Raw genomic sequence first — 14,368 nt, 5'->3', positions numbered from 1 at the left:
GGATCCGGTGCTCGTGGATGCCATCATCGGTGCTCTCCTTCGGCGTCGGCGATCGCGGCCTCTTCCGCTTCTTTGATCTCGTCGAGCAGCTCTGCGCCCGAAGCGCCGAGCTCGCCCGCGACACGGCCGGTCACCACGCCGAGGTCGACGTCCTGGTGGCTGCCCAGGTACGCGTCGATCACGGCCTGGTCGTGCATGACCGTTTCCGGCGGGCCCTCGGCCACGATGCGGCCCTCCGCCATCACGATCACCCAGTCGGCGATGTGACGGACCATGTGCATGTCGTGCTCGACGAACAGCACGGTCATGCCGAGGTCCTTCAGGTCGAGGATGTGATCCAGCAGCGACTCGGTCAGCGCCGGGTTGACACCGGCCATCGGCTCGTCGAGCATCACCAGCGTCGGGTCGCTCATCAGTGCCCGCGCCATCTCGAGCAGCTTGCGCTGCCCGCCGGACAGGCTCGCCGCATAGTCCTCGGCCTTCGCGTCGAGCTTGAAGCGCTCCAGCAGGCCGCGCGCCTTCTCTTCGATCGCGTCGTCCTGCTTGCGCCAGATCGCAGGGATCAGGCTGGAGAACAGGCCCTCGCCCTTCTGCCCGGTGGCGCCGAGCTTCATGTTCTCCAGCACGGTCAGCAGCGAGAGCGCCTTGGTCAGCTGGAACGTGCGGACCTGGCCCATCCGGGCGACCTTGAACGACGGGATGCCGGACAGGTTCTTGCCGTCGAAGCTCCACGTGCCCGTGTTCGGCTTGTCGAATCCGCACAGCAGGTTGAACAGTGTGGTCTTGCCCGCGCCGTTGGGCCCGATCAGCGCGGTGATGACGCCGCGCGGCACCTCGACGTGCTCCACATCGACGGCCAGCAGGCCGCCGAAGCGGCGGGTCACGTTGTCGGCGATCAGGATGGGGTCGACCTTCGCGACGCCCGGGACGTTCTCGCCCTTGGCCAGACCGCCCGACTTGGGGCGACGGATGCTGCCGGTCGGCGTCACCTCGACCGCCTCACCGCCGCCGGTGGCCGCCGTGCCGTCACCTGGCGCACCGTTGGTCGTGCCGTTGTCTGCCATGCCGTTATCTGCCGAGCCGTTATTTGACAAAGGTCAGCTCCCTCTTGTTGCCGAGGATGCCCTGTGGACGGAAGATCACGATCAGCATCAGGGCGACGCCGACCAGGATGAAGCGCAGCGTTCCGGCCTGCACCGACGACAACGGCAGGATGCCGGAGTTGGCCAGGGCGGGCAGCACGTTGCCGAGGAATCCCATGATCACCCAGAAGATCACAGCTCCCAGCACCGGCCCGAACACCGTCGCGGCGCCGCCGAGGAGCAGGATCGTCCAGATGAAGAACGTGATCGAGGTGGTGTAGGTCGCCGGGACCACTGCCGAGGGGAGCGCGAAGACCACGCCGCCGAGCGCGCCGAACACGCCACCGATGATCAGGGCCTGCATCTTGTAGGCGAACACGTTCTTGCCGAGCGAGCGCACCGCGTCCTCGTCCTCGCGGATGCCCTTCAGGACGCGGCCCCACGGGCTGCGCATGATCGCCCAGACGATGTAGACGGCGATCGCCAGCAGCAGGGCGCCGAACACGCGCACCCAGAGCTGAGCTTCGGTCCACTGCCACGGGCCGAAGCCGTACGTGCCCGGCGGGAACGGGTTGGCCCCGCGGAAGCCGGCGTGATAGCCGCTGAGTCCGTCGGCGGAGTTGGTCCACTCGTCGAAGAGCTGCGTGGTCAGGAAGAGCCTGACGATCTCGGCCGCCGCGATCGTCACGATGGCCAGATAGTCCGCGCGCAATCGCAGCGTCGGTATGCCCAGGATGAAGGCGAACGCGACCGCTGCCAGGCAGCCGACCAGGATGCCGGCCCACCAGGGCAGGCCGAAGCTCAGAATCGAGATCGCGTAGCCGTAAGCGCCGAGCGCCATGAAGCCGGCCATGCCGAAGTTCAGCAGACCGCCGTAACCGAACTGCACTGCCAGTCCGACTGCCGCGAGGGCGTAGGCAATGGTCTCCGGGCTGAACACCCAGTAGGCCGTGTTGTTGAAGATCTGTCCCCAGTCCATGTCGCCCCCTAACCGAGTCTCTCTTTGCGACCCAGGATGCCCTGAGGTCGGACGAGCAGGATGATGATCAGCACCGCAAGGGCACCCACGTACTTCATGTCGGGCGGTATCCACAGGGTGGAGATCTCCACCAGGATGCCGACGATGATCGCGCCCAGGAGTGCCCCGAACGCCGTGCCGAGACCACCCAGGGTGACGGCGGCGAACACGAGCAGCAGCACCTGCGTGCCCATGTCCCACTTGATCCCGGGTCGGAAGTACGCCCACAGCACGCCCGCGATCGCGGCGAGCGCGGCCGAGAGGATCCAAACGATCCGGATGACGCGGTCGACGTTGATCCCGGATGCCGCGGCCAGGCCGGGGTTGTCCGAGATCGCCCGCGTCGCCTTGCCGATGCGCGTGCGCAGCAGCCAGAACGCCACCGCCGCGAGCAGCACGATGCTGATGCCCATCGAGATCACATCGAGCAGGGACAGTGAGATCGGGCCGAGTGTGATGTCGCGCGCTCCGCCGGCACCGGGCAGCTGGTAGGTGCTGCCGCCGATGAAGAACTGGAACAGGTAGCGTCCAGCCAGCGACAGACCGATGCTGACGATCATCACCTGCACCAGGCCGAGACCCTTGCGCCGCAGAGGCTGCCAGAGCCCGGCATCCAGGGTCCAGCCGAGCACGCCGCCGAGCAGGATCACCACCGGGATCACGATCCACATCGGCCAGGCCAGCCAGACGCCGAACACGAGCGCGATGACCGCGCCGAAGGTGATCATCTCCGCGTGCGCGAAGTTCGTCAGACCGGTGGTGCCGAAGATGAGCGAGACGCCGATGGCGGCCAAGGCGAGCAGCAGCCCGAAGTTCAGGCCGTTCATCAGCCGGTCCAGCACCTGGTCCAGGAAGCTGGTCTGCGTGCGCTCGCCGGGGCTCAGGAAGATGTTGACGATCGCGGAGCCGGTTAGGCCGAACTCGACATCCCGCGGATTGTTCTCGACGATGACCCCGTCCGGGAGCGTCGACTCGTCCACTTCGAGGGAGTACGTGTCCTTCTCGGGGACGTACAGGCGCCAGCGTCCGTCTGCGCCGGTGAGCGTCTCGGCGTCGAAGCCGTTGCCCTCCACCGACACGCGGACATCCGCGAGCGGCTCGTCCTTGTTCGTGATCGTGCCGGCGAAGTAGAACGACGTCTGCTCCTGGTCACCGCCGGGTTCGTCGGGTGCGTCGGCGCGAGCCGCGCCCGGCGTCTGCAATACGAGCAGTGTGGCTGCGAGCAGCGTGCCGATGGCGATGATGAGCCATTTCAGCGAACGCCCCGCGAGCGTAGTCGTGGAACCCACGTAACCTCCAGTCCGGCTGCCACACGGCTCGACGCTACGGGTCGCATCAGCCGTGACGACGACGGTACGAGCGTAATGTGTCGGTCTTGTTTCACCTACAACACGCTGTGGACAAGTATTCGGAGCGCGGGGCGTCCGTCACCGCGGCCGCGCGTGTACCTCGGAAGCCGCGGGGGAACAAATCGGCCCCGCCGACGCTTTAGAATCTGAAGAGGAGCACCCCTCCCGCAATCTGGCCGTCGACGTCCCATTTCGCGCCGAGCGGCGCAGGAAGAGCAGCGCATGCAGCAGCCCGACCCCTTCGGTTTCGTGGGATTGACCTACGACGACGTCCTGCTTCTGCCCGGGCACACCGATGTCATCCCCAGCGAGGCGGATACCTCCTCGCGCGTCACCCGCCGCATCACGGTCGCCACCCCGCTGGTCTCCAGCGCGATGGACACGGTCACCGAAGCGCGGATGGCGATCGCCATCGCTCGTGAGGGCGGGCTCGGCATCCTGCACCGCAACCTGTCCATCGAAGAGCAGGCGTCCCAGGTCGACCGCGTCAAGCGCAGCGAGTCGGGGATGATCTCCAACCCGATCACCACCACCCCGGACGCCACCGTCGACGAGGTCGAGGCGCTGTGCGCCCAGTTCCGCATCTCGGGGCTTCCGGTGGTGAACGAGGACGGCCGGCTGGTGGGTATCGTCACCAACCGCGACATGCGGTTCGTGTCCGGCTTCGAGCGCAGCACGACCCTGGTCAAGGACGTCATGACCAGCGAGGGCCTGGTCACCGCGCCGGTCGGGATCGGCGCGAACGACGTGATCGCGATCTTCGCCAAGCACCGCGTCGAGAAGCTGCCGCTGATCGACGAGGACGGCAAGCTGGCCGGACTGATCACGGTGAAGGACTTCGACAAGAGCGAGAAGTACCCCCTCGCCACCAAGGACGAGCACGGCCGGCTCCGCGTCGGCGCCGCCATCGGCTTCTTCGGGGACGCCTGGGAGCGCGCCGAGGCGCTGCGCGATGCCGGGGTCGACGTCCTGGTCGTGGACACCGCCAACGGGCAGTCCGCCGGCGTGATCGACATCGTCCGTCGCCTCAAGGCCGACCCGTCCTTCGAGCACATCGACGTCGTCGGCGGCAACGTCGCGACGCGCGAGGGCGCACAGGCGCTCATCGACGCCGGCGTGGACGCGGTCAAGGTCGGTGTCGGACCGGGCTCGATCTGCACCACGCGCATCGTCGCGGGTGTCGGCGTGCCGCAGGTCACGGCCGTGTACGAGGCCTCGCTCGCCGCGCGCGAAGCCGGCATCCCCGTGATCGCCGACGGCGGCCTGCAGTACTCCGGCGACATCGCCAAGGCGCTGGTCGCCGGTGCGGACACCGTCATGCTCGGTTCGCTGCTGGCCGGCACCGACGAGTCCCCGGGCGAGATCGTCTTCCAGGGCGGCAAGCAGTTCAAGCAGTACCGCGGCATGGGCTCGCTCGGCGCGCTGCAGACGCGCGGCAAGAAGACCTCGTATTCGAAGGACCGCTACTTCCAGGCCGACGTCCCCAGCGACGACAAGCTGATCCCCGAGGGGATCGAGGGTCAGGTCGCCTACCGCGGACCGGTCGGGGCCGTCGCCTACCAGCTCGTCGGGGGCCTGCGGCAGTCGATGTTCTACGTCGGCGCGCGCACGATCGAAGAGCTGAAGATGAAGGGCAAGTTCGTCCGCATCACGGCCGCGGGGCTGAAGGAGTCGCACCCGCACGACGTGCAGATCGTGGTCGAGGCACCCAACTACAGCAGGCGGTAGCGCGCTGCCGGCAGCCGCTGCGGGTCAGGTCGCCGCTGAGGACCGGAGCGGCCCGAACCGCCGTCGGTTCCGGCCTGCCCGCGCGGACGAACGCGCGGTCAGGGCAGCCGGAACACCGGGTCGGCCTGCGCGGCCGGATCGACCGCGAGGTCGGCGAGGGTCTCGCCGATGCCGGTCGCGAACTTGAACCCGTGCCCGGAGAAGCCCGCGCCCACCACCAGCGAACCGCGCCGGTCCAGGACGAATCGGCCGCCCTCCGTCGAGGTGTAGGTGCAGCTGATGAAGGATGCCGCGTCCGCGTCGAGTCCCGGCATCCACTCCCGCACGTACGCGCGCAGCGCGTCCTCGTGCGTGGGCGTGAACGGACGGATGTCGGGGTCGACCACGGCGCCGACCCGGTGGAACCCCACCTTGATACCCTCGCCCGGAGTGGGCATGCCGTACACGTCGCCGGGGACGCCCACGAGGTGGTTGAAGGACGGCCAGGCGGCGGGCGCGGCGACCTCCGCGAAGTGGGCGGGACTCTCCTCGGTGACCGTGAGCGGCGGCAGCGCGATCAGTCCGGCCAGCAGCGGCGCGCTCCACGCGCCGACCGTGACGACCGCGACCGGTGCCGTGAGGTCGGCGTCGTCGCGGACGCGCACCGTGACCTCGTCCGGGCGCGGCTCGATCGCGGTGACCTCGGCCCCGTAGCGCACCTCGCCGCCGAGCGCGACGATCCGCCGCTCCAGTTCCCGCAGTGCGGCGGAGGCGCGGACGACGCCGGCGTCGGGCGAGTGCAGCACGGTCTGCTCGAAGCGCATGCCCGGCCACCGTCGTGCCGCCTCGGTGCCGCTGAGGAGCTCGGCCGGGATGCCGCGGTCGTGCAGGGCAGCCTCGGTGGCGATCAGCTCCGCGGGACGCCCGTGGCTGACCAGGCCGTGCAGGCGAAGCAGCGGCTCACCGCCGGGGGTGCCCAGGTCGGCCCACCCGCCTCGTGCCCGTTCGAGCAGGTCCAGGTAGGCCGGCTCCGCGTAGGCGTTGTTGTAGTTGCGGGTCGCGCCGTGGGACGCGCCGCGCCGGTGCCCGCGCTCGAAGCGCTCCAGCACCAGCGGGCGGTGTCCGCGGCGGGTCAGCGCCCAGGCGGTGGCGAGTCCCATCACGCCGCCGCCGAGGATCAGATGCGAAAAGCGGTCAGGCATGGGCGGGCTCCTCATCGGCGGGCGCGGAACGGACCGTCCGAGCGGGCGCGGCCCGCGCTGCCCTCCGCGTGGCGGCGACGTGCGCGAGCGCGGCGCGGGCCGCGGCATCCGCCTCGCGCAGGACCGGCGAATTCGTCCCCGGGACCGGCGCGATGAGCGTGTACACGCGGGCATCCTCGTGCGGCACGCCGATCGAGTGCAGCCCGGCCAGGACCGTGCCGTCGGCCCCGACCAGGGCGCCATCGGCGGCGCGGATGTCGACGGCATCCGAGGCGGACCCGTCGGCGTGCCGCCACGGGCGCGCCAGTCCGCGCGAGCGCAGCGCCCCCAGCAGCGGGTCGGCGGTGCGCTGCACGGTCTGCGGCGGCAGCCACGCCTCCACCAGCGCGGACACCCGCACGGCCGGATGCCGGTCACCGGAGACGGTCACCGCATCCTCGCCGGCGTCCACGCGCATCCCGGGGCCGAGGAAGGCGACGACGCCGGCGCGGTGCAGCGCCAGCAGCTGCCGCGGTCGCACCAGCGGGGGTCCGCTGCCGAACGACGCGGCCGTCGCGAGGAACCGCCGGTACGCGGCATACGAGTCCGGGGTGAGCCCGCCGAACGCGACGAGGTCGATCAGCGCACTGCGCGCGGCCTGGTAGGAGTGCAGCGCGGCCTTCAGCGGGCTGTCCAGGCCTGCGACGGCCTCGACCGCGTCGCGGGCGACCACCTCGGCGATCACCGCGTCGATGTCGTCCTCCGGATCGGCGGCGCGCAGCGGCTCGCCCGCCGCAGCGAGGTCGATGCGGTCGGCGGGGTCCGGAACGTGCGCGGCGACCAGCGCGTCGATCTCCTCGCCCGACGCGATTGCGGAGAGGAGAGCGGCGGCATCCGATACCGCCTGCGGCCGGACGCGGGCGAGGGTCTGGTACCCGTCCACCAGCGCGTCGCGCTCGATCAGCGGCAGCACGTCGACGGTGAAATCGACCGGTCGGCGCGCGATGAGCGCGGGCAGCGCGCCGCGCAGCACTCGCTGGGCGGGAAAGCCGGGGACGCCGCCGAACAGCGGCTTGGCGCGGTAGGGCACCCCGCGCCCGGACCCGGCCAGGATGCGCGGCTCGCGCCCGCTGGGCAGGTACTGCAGCGTTCCGTCCGCCTGCTCCGCGAAGGACCCGCCCCGACCCTCGGTGAGCAGACTCACCGTGTCGAAGAAGCCCATTCCCAGGCCCCGCACGGCGATCGTCTCGCCCGCGCCGATGGCGGAGAGGTCCTGGTCGATCGGGTTGTCGGGCGGGACGATCAGCGGATGCCGCGGCCCATCGTCGCGGGCCAGCCATCCGGTCGCCAGGATCACGGCGTCGACCACGCCACGGGGCCCGGCATCGGTGCGGATGCGGAATCCGCTGCCGGTCGGCACCAGGTCGATGACCCGCTCCGCGGTGACCGCCACCTCGATGGTCGGGGGCGCGGCCTGCGCGATGGCCGCGAAGCACCAGCGCAGGTAGTGGCCGTACAGCAGTCGGCTGGGGCTGGTGCCGGCGACCGTGCGGGCCGCCTCCGCGCGCACGACCTCGGGCAGGTCGGCCAGCCCGGGCTCGCCGCTGACCTGTTCGCACCAGTGCGCGAGGGTCGGTCCCGGGCGGACCGGGCCGGCGCACCGGACGGTCTCGTCGCAGAACACGGTGGACTGCGACGCGACGGTGTTCATGATCAGCTCGGGGCGCTGCCCCGCCCGCCAGATCCGTCCTGATCCCGGCGGGTGCGGGTCGAAGACCTCGATCCGCAGCGGCGCATCCAGGAGCTCCGGCGCGCTGGCCAGGAGCCGCTCCACCAGCACCGTGCCGCGGACGCTGGCTCCGATCACGGCGATGCGCGCGCCCGACACTGCCATTTCGCGCCCTCCGGTCCGGTCGTCCTGCTCGATCATCCCAGTCGGTCCCGGGCACTGCGAATTCGCCGCCCTTTCAGGGCTACTGTGACGCACTGTGTCGCCGGATTCGAGCGCGGACGGACGCCTCCGTAACGTCATACTGCTCCGCACCGCCCGAGGTAGCCGAGCCCGAGCCTTCCAGGAGTCCTCATGCGCTTGTCCCGCCCTGCCGTCGCGATCGCCGGCGTTGCCGCGCTCGCCCTCGCCCTCTCGGCCTGCGCGTCCGGCGCGGGAAGCGCCGACACCTCCGGTTCCGTCGCCGAGCCTGTCCGCTTCGGCGTCGCGTTGCCGCAGACCGGCGACCAGGCGCAGTACGGCGAGTACTTCGAGCAGGGCTTCGAGCTGGCCCTCGCGCAGATCAACGACGCCGGCGGCGTCGACGGCCGCGACGTCGAGCTCGTCTACGAAGACACCCAGGCCGACCCCGCCCAGGCGGCCTCGGTCGCGCAGAAGTTCGTCGACGACGCGTCCATCCTCTCCGTGCTCGGCGACTTCGGCACGCCCGCCACCGCCGCGGGCAGCCCGATCTACCAGGCCGCCGGACTGGCGCAGTTCGCCTTCTCCGCGTCCGCGTCCACGGTCACCGACCCGGGCGACTACATCTTCGCGACCTGGGTGTCCCAGGAGTACGAGGCGCCGCGTCTGGCCGAGTTCGCCGCCGAGCAGGGCGACAAGGCCGCCGTGTTCTACCACGACACCGACTGGGGCCTGAACACGCACGGGTTCTTCGCCGAAGGTGCCGAGGACGCCGGTCTGGAGGAGGTCTACGCCACCGGCTACAACCCGGAGAGCACAGACTTCCGCCCGCTGCTGCTGGCCGCGCAGGCCGCCGACCCCGAGGTCATCGTCCTGATCTCCTATGCGGCCGACGGCGCCCTGATCACCGCTCAGGCGCGCGAGCTGGGCATCGATGTGCCGATCGTGGGCATCAGCTCGATCTACAACCAGCAGTTCGTCGAACTGGCCGCCGACGCGGCCGAAGGCGTTCAGACGCTGAGCTACTTCACGCCCGCCAACCCGGACGAGAAGGTGCAGGCCTTCATCGCCGACTTCGCCGCCGAGTATGACGTCGAAACGCCCCCCGATTACGCCATCCGCGCGTACGACGCCCTCTCCGTGGTCGTCCAGGCCGCCGAGCAGGCGGCAACGGCGGGCGAGCTGACCCGGGAGAGCCTGCGCGATGCGCTGGCCGAGGGCAGCGACTTCGACACGATCCTGTACGGGCCGATCACCTTCGCCGATAACCGCCGCGTCGTGGATGCCGACCAGTACGCCCTCGTCATCCGCGACGGCGCGTTCGAACTGCGCGACTGACCCTGCGCATGCCGGTGCGCGGAAGCCGCAGCGCAACCCGCACCGGCGTGCTGGGATAATCGACTCGAATGGACATCCTTCTCGCCGGCATCGTCGGGGGCTCGACGTACGCCTTGCTGGCCGTCGGGGTCTCGCTGATCTTCGGCGTCTCCAACATCGTCAACTTCGCACAGGGATCGGTCTTCGCCGCCGGCGGCATGCTGGGCTGGTTCTTCGCCGAAGTGCTCGGCTGGCAGCTGTGGGCCGTGCTGCTGGGCGTGATCGTCTTCACCAGCCTGCTCGGCTTCGTGATCTACCTGATCGCGGTCCGGCCGCTGCGCGCCGCGCCGGGGATCGCCGTGCTGCTGGCGACCTTCGCAGCCGGCATCATCATCGACAACACCTCGCAGCGCGTGTTCGGCGCCGAGACCCGGCGTTTTCCGCCGCTGCTGGAGCGCAGCAACCTCGAGCTGTTCGGCTTCCGCTTCGGCACGATCGCGATCGTCATCATCGGCGTCGCCGTCGTGTGCGTCACGGTGCTGGCCATCGTGCTGGCCAAGACCCGGGTGGGCCGCGCCATCCGGGCGACATCGCAGGATGCCGAGGCCGCCGCGCAGATGGGCATCCCCGTCGCGCGCATCCAGGCGGTCTCCTTCGTGGTCGCCTCCGCCCTGGGCGGGGTCGCGGGCGTGCTCGTGGGCATGTACTTCTCGAACGTGTCGCCGTCGATGGGATTCACCGCCGGCATCCAGGCGTTCGCGGCCGCCACGATCGGCGGGCTCGGCTCGCTGCCCGGCGCGATCGTGGGAGGCCTCGTGCTCGGGGTGGCCGAGGCGTTCGGCGTCGCCCTGTGGGGCGATTCGGTGCGCCAGCTGATCACCTTCGGCGCGCTCATCCTGGTGCTGTGGATCAGGCCGAACGGCATCCTGGGCCGACGCTCCACAACCGCGAGCGAGCCCATGACCGGCACGTTCTTCGGTGCCGGCAAGCCGGTGCGACTGAACCGGTGGGTCGCCGTCGGACTGATCGCCGCCGGCGCGCTGGTACCGCTCATCGCGGGGGACTACCTGCTTCGCACCGGGGCACTGGTGTGGATCTACGCCCTGTTCGCCCTCTCGGTCACCCTGGCCGGCGGCTTCGCCGGCCAGATCGTGCTGGGTCAGGCTGGGGCGCTCGCGATCGGCGCATACACGTCGGCGCTGCTGGTGACCCAGGCGGGCTGGGACTTCTGGGCCAGCTTCGTGGCCGCCGGGCTGGTCGCGGCCATCTTCAGCGTCGTGATCACCGCTCCCACCTGGCGTCTGCGCGGGCACTACGTGTCCATGGCCACGCTGGCCACCGGGGCGTTCATCGCGGCGCTGGCGCTGAACCTCGGGGGCATCACCAACGGCGCCCGCGGCATCTTCGGCATCCCTCGCCCCACCGTGTTCGGCCTGTCGGTGAACTCCGCCACCGGGATGTACCTGCTGACGTTCGCGATCCTGGTCCTGGCACTCCTGGTGGTGTCCGGACTCGGCTCGTCGCACCTGGGCCGCACGTGGGCCGCGGTGCGCGAGGACGAGATCGCGGCTGCGGCCAGCGGCATCCACCCCGCCGCATACAAGTCCCTCGCCTTCGGGCTGGGCTCGGTCCTGGCCGGCTTCGCCGGTGCCCTGTACGCCGCGCAGGTGACGTTCATCGAGCCGTCCCAGTTCGGCATCTCCCTGTCCGTGCTCGCGGTGACCATCGCGATCCTGGGCGGTCTGCGCGCGCCGATGGGCGCCATCGTCGGCGCGGTCATCCTGGTCGGCATCCCCGAGCTGTTCCGGCCGCTCGCCGATTGGCGCCTGCTGTTCTACGGCGTCGTGCTGCTGCTGCTGATCCTGCTGCGACCGCAGGGGATCTGGGCGCGGTCCGACCGGGTCCTCGGGCGGCGACGCCGGCGGGCGAGCGTGGAATCGGAGGTCGTGTCATGACGGATGCCGCGGTTCTGGACGTGTCCGGTCTGTCCAAACGGTTCGGCGGGCTGACCGTCGTCGACGACGTGTCCTTCCAGTTGCGCGCCGGCGAGGTGCTCTCCATCGTGGGCCCGAACGGCAGCGGCAAGACCACGACACTCAACATGATCTGCGGCACCCTGCCCGCCGACGCCGGCACGGTGGTGCTGGACGGCGAGCGGATCTCCGGGCGCAAGGCGTACCGGATCGCGGAGAAGGGACTGACCCGGACGTTCCAGAACGGCCGGGTGATCGGCAACCTCACGATCGCCGAGAACGTGCTGGTCGGACTCGAGCCCGTGCAGCGCGTGGGGCGTCCGCTGCCGCGTCTGCGACACATCCCGGGGATCCGCTGGATCCCGCTGCTGGCCGAGACCTTCGGTGCCCTGTTCCCGTCGCGGGCGCGGCGACGGCAGGACGCGGCCGATCATGCCCACGTCGTGGCGGAGCTGGACCGGTTCGGCACGCGGCTCGCGCCGCGCGTCGACGACTACGCGTATTCGCTGTCCTATGCGAACCGGCGCAGGACCGAGATCGCGCGCGCCCTGGTCTCCGGTCCCCGCGTGCTGGTCCTGGACGAGCCGACTGCCGGGATGAACCAGACCGAGACCGGCGAGGTGCTGCAGCAGCTGCAGGAGCTGAAACGGCAGGGTCAGACGGTGCTGCTGGTCGAGCACAAGCTGGATCTGGTGTTCCGGCTCAGCGACCGCGTCCTCGTCCTGGACGAGGGGCGCGTCATCGCGCACGGCACGCCCGAGCAGGTCCGCCGCGACCCCCGCGTGATCGAGGCGTACCTGGGCAAAGCCTTCGCCGAGGCGGTGCAGGAATGACCGAGCCGCTGCTGGAATTCCGCGATGTGAGCGTCTACTACGGCGCCAGCCCGGCACTGGTCGATGTGTCGCTGACCCTCGACGCCGGCGAGGTCGTGTCCCTGCTCGGCGGCAACGCGTCGGGCAAGTCGACCACGATGAAGACCGCCCTCGGACTGGTGCGACCGGTACGCGGCACCGTGCACTTCGCCGGCGAGGACATCACCCGCTGGAGCACCCCCCGCCGCATCGCCGCCGGGCTCGCCTCGGTTCCCGAAGCGCGGCGCGTGTTCGGTGCGATGACCGTGGAGGACAACCTGCTCACCGGGGCCTACGTCCGCCCGGGCCGGGCCAAGAGCCGCACGCTCGCCGAGGTGTACGCGTTCTTCCCGCGCCTGGCCGAACGGCGCCGGCAGGCCGCGGGCACGATGTCCGGTGGCGAGCAGCAGATGCTCGCGTTCGGACGCGCCCTGATGAGCCGACCGCGCCTGATCTGCATGGACGAGCCCACCATGGGGCTCGCGCCGATCGTGGTCGAGCGGGTGCTGGAATTCATCGGCTCGATGCGCACGGACTGGGGGGTGAGCGTGTTCATGGTCGAGCAGAACGCCGAATTGGCCCTGCAGGTCGCCGACCGCGGCTACGTCCTGCGCACCGGACACATCGCCATCGCCGGGTCCGCGCAGACCCTGCTCGCCCACCCGGGGGTCCGCGAGGCCTACCTCGGCCGCGCTCTCGAGGACGACGATCCGCTGCGCCTGGCCGAATCGATCACGGATGCCGCGGCATCCGGAACACACCCGGAAGGACGCCCCGCACCGTGACCGATGTCATCCGCGAGATCGCCGAGACCGACTCCGACGCCCCCCGCGCGCACCGTCCCGCCGTGCGCGAAGCGGCGCAGGCCGCCTACGATGCGCTGTTCGAGGTCGAGCTCGCCGACCCGGTGCCCGGCGTCGACGCCGACCTGCGGCACCTCATCGCCGCGCGCGCCGCATGGGTGGACCGAGACGCGGCCGCCACCGAGTGGTACCTCGCTCGCACCGCCCACCCCGAGGCCGCCGCGCTGGCCACCGACGGCCCGGACGGCGCAGCGGGTGTGCGCGCTCCCCGTCGGATCCGCGCCGCCCTGCGCCACGTCGACCTGCTCGTCGCTCGTCCCGCCGCATCCACCCGAGACGACCTGACCGCGCTGACGGCGGCCGGCTGGAGCGCCGCCGAGGTGATCGTGATCAGCCAGATCGTCGGATTCGTCAGCTACCAGGTGCGCGTCGCGCACGCCCTGCGCGTGCAGGAGGAGCTGGCGCTCGCGGAGGAGGACGCATGAGCACCCGCTTCACCATCGCCGAGCGCGCCTGGCACGCGTGGATCACTCCGGTCGGGCCGGACACCGGGACACCCGCGCAGATCGAGGCGTACGAATCCAGCGTGTGGCCGGACTCGCCGTACTTCCGGCTGCTCGCCTGGCACCCCGCTGCCCTGTCCACCCGCACCGACCTGGACCGCGCCATCTTCCTCGGCCGCCCGGGCCTTGCGCGCGGTGAACGCGAGCTCGCCGCGACCGTCGCCTCGCGCTACAACGGCTGCGAGCTGTGCGCGAGCGTGCACGCGCGCTTCACCGCCACCTTCACCACGCGCGAAGCCGACGTGATCCGCCTCCTCGAGGAGGGCGTCGACACCGAGCTGGACGAGCGCTGGCGCGCCATCGCGGACGCCACCACGGCGCTGACCGCCTCGCCGCCCCGCTTCGCCGCGCACCACGTCGTCCGTCTCCGCGAGGTCGGGCTCTCGCCCGCGGACATCCAGGACGTCGTGGAGGCCGCCGCGTTCTTCGCCTGGGCGAACCGGCTCATGATGAGCCTCGGCGAGCCCGCGGCGCCGGATGCGTCGGACCAAGAGGCGATCGCCAACCAGCGGGCCGCGGACCGGAGCGCCGCGCAGGAGGGCGCCCGCGCGAGCGCCGCGCCGGCCGCGTGAGGTCCGCCCCCGCCGGCCGAGCGTCGGCCGCTCCCGCCTTCGG

General features: G+C 70.8%; 12 protein-coding genes. 7 read left to right on the top strand and 5 right to left on the bottom strand.

Annotated elements, in window-relative coordinates; translation table 11 throughout:
• Positions 1 to 23: 23 nt before the first annotated feature.
• The 3 genes from NQ152_RS11675 to NQ152_RS11665 are packed head-to-tail and all read right to left on the bottom strand — an operon-like array spanning position 24 to position 3,389.
• Positions 24 to 1,064, bottom strand: a complete 1,041-nt coding sequence (locus NQ152_RS11675) for an ABC transporter ATP-binding protein (RefSeq protein WP_257501621.1) — start codon at positions 1,062 to 1,064, stop codon at positions 24 to 26.
• Between the two features lie 19 nt (positions 1,065 to 1,083).
• Complete coding sequence (locus NQ152_RS11670; RefSeq protein WP_257501622.1) at positions 1,084 to 2,061, bottom strand: branched-chain amino acid ABC transporter permease; 978 nt, start codon at positions 2,059 to 2,061, stop codon at positions 1,084 to 1,086.
• Positions 2,062 to 2,069: 8 nt separating this feature from the next.
• On the bottom strand, positions 2,070 to 3,389 hold the full coding sequence (locus NQ152_RS11665; protein WP_257501623.1) for a branched-chain amino acid ABC transporter permease: 1,320 nt from the start codon (positions 3,387 to 3,389) through the stop codon (positions 2,070 to 2,072).
• Positions 3,390 to 3,671: 282 nt separating this feature from the next.
• On the opposite strand from NQ152_RS11665, the gene guaB reads away from it, so the two are divergent.
• The gene (guaB, locus tag NQ152_RS11660; protein WP_257524085.1) at positions 3,672 to 5,177 is read left to right on the top strand and encodes an IMP dehydrogenase; all 1,506 of its coding nucleotides are present in this window, start codon (positions 3,672 to 3,674) and stop codon (positions 5,175 to 5,177) included.
• Positions 5,178 to 5,275: 98 nt separating this feature from the next.
• On the opposite strand, the gene NQ152_RS11655 is transcribed toward guaB, so the two are convergent.
• Entirely contained in the window at positions 5,276 to 6,358 is a 1,083-nt protein-coding gene (locus NQ152_RS11655) for an FAD-dependent oxidoreductase (protein WP_257524084.1), read from the bottom strand.
• On the bottom strand, positions 6,351 to 8,231 hold the full coding sequence (locus NQ152_RS11650) for an FAD/NAD(P)-binding domain-containing protein (protein WP_257501626.1): 1,881 nt from the start codon (positions 8,229 to 8,231) through the stop codon (positions 6,351 to 6,353). Before NQ152_RS11650 ends, NQ152_RS11655 begins: the two co-directional genes overlap by 8 nt.
• 189 nt (positions 8,232 to 8,420) lie before the next feature.
• Between NQ152_RS11650 and NQ152_RS11645 the strand changes: the two genes are divergently transcribed.
• The 6 genes from NQ152_RS11645 to NQ152_RS11620 all read left to right on the top strand — a co-directional run bounded on the left by NQ152_RS11645 (position 8,421) and on the right by NQ152_RS11620 (position 14,325).
• The gene (locus tag NQ152_RS11645) at positions 8,421 to 9,584 is read left to right on the top strand and encodes an ABC transporter substrate-binding protein (protein WP_257501627.1); all 1,164 of its coding nucleotides are present in this window, start codon (positions 8,421 to 8,423) and stop codon (positions 9,582 to 9,584) included.
• Between the two features lie 68 nt (positions 9,585 to 9,652).
• The gene (locus NQ152_RS11640) at positions 9,653 to 11,518 is read left to right on the top strand and encodes an ABC transporter permease (RefSeq protein ID WP_257501628.1); all 1,866 of its coding nucleotides are present in this window, start codon (positions 9,653 to 9,655) and stop codon (positions 11,516 to 11,518) included.
• Positions 11,515 to 12,369 carry an ABC transporter ATP-binding protein gene (locus tag NQ152_RS11635; RefSeq protein WP_257501629.1) on the top strand — a complete coding sequence of 285 codons (855 nt, stop codon included), beginning with the start codon at positions 11,515 to 11,517 and terminating at the stop codon, positions 12,367 to 12,369. The genes NQ152_RS11640 and NQ152_RS11635 overlap by 4 nt, the downstream gene beginning before the upstream one ends.
• Positions 12,366 to 13,172 carry an ABC transporter ATP-binding protein gene (locus NQ152_RS11630; protein WP_257524083.1) on the top strand — a complete coding sequence of 269 codons (807 nt, stop codon included), beginning with the start codon at positions 12,366 to 12,368 and terminating at the stop codon, positions 13,170 to 13,172. The genes NQ152_RS11635 and NQ152_RS11630 overlap by 4 nt, the downstream gene beginning before the upstream one ends.
• The gene (locus NQ152_RS11625) at positions 13,169 to 13,675 is read left to right on the top strand and encodes a hypothetical protein (protein WP_257501631.1); all 507 of its coding nucleotides are present in this window, start codon (positions 13,169 to 13,171) and stop codon (positions 13,673 to 13,675) included. Before NQ152_RS11630 ends, NQ152_RS11625 begins: the two co-directional genes overlap by 4 nt.
• Positions 13,672 to 14,325, top strand: coding sequence for a peroxidase-related enzyme (locus tag NQ152_RS11620; RefSeq protein WP_257524082.1), 654 nt, complete (start codon positions 13,672 to 13,674; stop codon positions 14,323 to 14,325). The genes NQ152_RS11625 and NQ152_RS11620 overlap by 4 nt, the downstream gene beginning before the upstream one ends.
• Positions 14,326 to 14,368: the final 43 nt, after the last annotated feature.

Origin of the sequence: Microbacterium sp. zg.B48 (genome assembly GCF_024623505.1) — a bacterium.
In the GTDB taxonomy this organism is placed as follows: domain Bacteria; phylum Actinomycetota; class Actinomycetes; order Actinomycetales; family Microbacteriaceae; genus Microbacterium.
Note: the sequence above shows the minus strand (reverse complement) of the source record. Positions and strands in the feature narration are given on the sequence as shown.

Bases quoted from the DNA above. Each gene is read 5' to 3' on its own strand.
- NQ152_RS11675 (WP_257501621.1), bottom strand. From the start codon at position 1,064: ATGGCAGACAACGGCACGACCAACGGTGCGCCAGGTGACGGCACGGCG.
- NQ152_RS11670 (WP_257501622.1), bottom strand. From the start codon at position 2,061: ATGGACTGGGGACAGATCTTCAACAACACGGCCTACTGGGTGTTCAGC.
- guaB (WP_257524085.1), top strand. From the start codon at position 3,672: ATGCAGCAGCCCGACCCCTTCGGTTTCGTGGGATTGACCTACGACGAC.
- NQ152_RS11655 (WP_257524084.1), bottom strand. From the start codon at position 6,358: ATGCCTGACCGCTTTTCGCATCTGATCCTCGGCGGCGGCGTGATGGGA.
- NQ152_RS11650 (WP_257501626.1), bottom strand. From the start codon at position 8,231: ATGGCAGTGTCGGGCGCGCGCATCGCCGTGATCGGAGCCAGCGTCCGC.
- NQ152_RS11645 (WP_257501627.1), top strand. From the start codon at position 8,421: ATGCGCTTGTCCCGCCCTGCCGTCGCGATCGCCGGCGTTGCCGCGCTC.
- NQ152_RS11640 (WP_257501628.1), top strand. From the start codon at position 9,653: ATGGACATCCTTCTCGCCGGCATCGTCGGGGGCTCGACGTACGCCTTG.
- NQ152_RS11635 (WP_257501629.1), top strand. From the start codon at position 11,515: ATGACGGATGCCGCGGTTCTGGACGTGTCCGGTCTGTCCAAACGGTTC.
- NQ152_RS11630 (WP_257524083.1), top strand. From the start codon at position 12,366: ATGACCGAGCCGCTGCTGGAATTCCGCGATGTGAGCGTCTACTACGGC.
- NQ152_RS11620 (WP_257524082.1), top strand. From the start codon at position 13,672: ATGAGCACCCGCTTCACCATCGCCGAGCGCGCCTGGCACGCGTGGATC.